Source organism: Corallococcus sp. AS-1-12, assembly GCF_020036995.1.
Taxonomy (GTDB): Bacteria; Myxococcota; Myxococcia; order Myxococcales; family Myxococcaceae; genus Corallococcus.
This window is the reverse complement of record NZ_JAIQDD010000099.1, coordinates 1-1032: the sequence shown is the minus strand read 5'-3', so window position 1 is coordinate 1032 and position 1032 is coordinate 1. Positions and strand designations below refer to the sequence as shown.

Genomic DNA, 1032 nt, shown 5'->3' with positions numbered 1-1032 from the left:
ACAGCGTAGCTCAGTGGGGCTGAGCAACTGGGTAGCCGCAGTGAGAGAACCAGCCTGCGGCGTCCCTGGGCGTGAGTGCAGCCAGAGCCAGTCGGAGGCCCCAGCCCAGAGACTGACGCGTGCGCAGCTTCCACTTGCGCAAAAGCGCCTTGAGCTTGCTCCATGCTGGCTCGATAGGGCTGAAGTCCGGGCTGTAGGGCGGCAAGAAGAGGACTCGGGCGCCACGCGCCTCAATGACGTCGATGAGTGCGCGGCAGTGGTGCACAGCCAGGTTGTCCCAGACGACGACCTGGCCTGGTTCGAGGACAGGCACCAGATGCTCCAAGACGAAGCGGCCCCAGACTTCCAAGGTGGTGCCCCCCTCCACCTCCAGGTGAGCAGTGATGCCTTGAAGTGTCAGGGCGCCGATAACCGTCGTGACGCAGCCCCGGTTGCGAGGGACGGCTTCGCCCCTCAACCGCTCCCCACGAGGTGCGCGCCCATGCGTGCGGGTCATGTCCGTGCGGCAGCCCGTCTCGTCCACCACGACAAGCGCTTCGGCAGGCACACGCCGCAGGGCCCACGCGTACTGCCATCGCAGTGCCTCTACGGCCGGGCTGTCGCTCTCCACGGCATGGAGTGACTTTTTTTACGCGTCAGCCCCATGCGGTGCAGCACTCGATTCACAGTCGCGTGGCCCACGGCGCACTGCGCATGCTGGGTATACAGCCGCGCCAACTCTTCGTCGGTCGCATCGGGACGCTCCCCCACCAACCGCCGTAGTAGCGCTTCTCCCTCGGCATCCACCTTGCGCCGAGCCCCGCCTCCATGCGGACGGGGCCGGCAGCTTCCGCTCGCCTCGAACCGAGCGATGTATCGGCGCACCGTCGCGTACCCCAGCATGAAGCGCTGGGCGATGGCGCTCTTGCCCTCGCCCTGTTGCCAGGCCGCAATAACGCGCTCTCTCAGGTCGAGCGAATGGCCGTTGGACATGGTGTTCCCTCCTCACCTCTCCAACACCCCAGTCTGCTCACCTCATTCAGGCTCCGCTGT

At 66.1% G+C, this 1032-nt stretch carries 2 protein-coding genes; both read right to left on the bottom strand.

Annotated features, from left to right (window positions below):
* Positions 1–10: 10 nt before the first annotated feature.
* Positions 11–547 carry a transposase gene (locus K8556_RS38875; protein WP_370640044.1) on the bottom strand — a complete coding sequence of 179 codons (537 nt, stop codon included), beginning with the start codon at positions 545–547 and terminating at the stop codon, positions 11–13.
* A 38-nt stretch (positions 548–585) separates the two neighbouring features.
* The gene (locus K8556_RS38870; protein ID WP_223745183.1) at positions 586–972 is read right to left on the bottom strand and encodes a helix-turn-helix domain-containing protein; all 387 of its coding nucleotides are present in this window, start codon (positions 970–972) and stop codon (positions 586–588) included.
* Positions 973–1032 lie beyond the last annotated feature (60 nt).

Bases quoted from the DNA above. Each gene is read 5' to 3' on its own strand.
- K8556_RS38870 (WP_223745183.1), bottom strand. From the start codon at position 972: ATGTCCAACGGCCATTCGCTCGACCTGAGAGAGCGCGTTATTGCGGCC.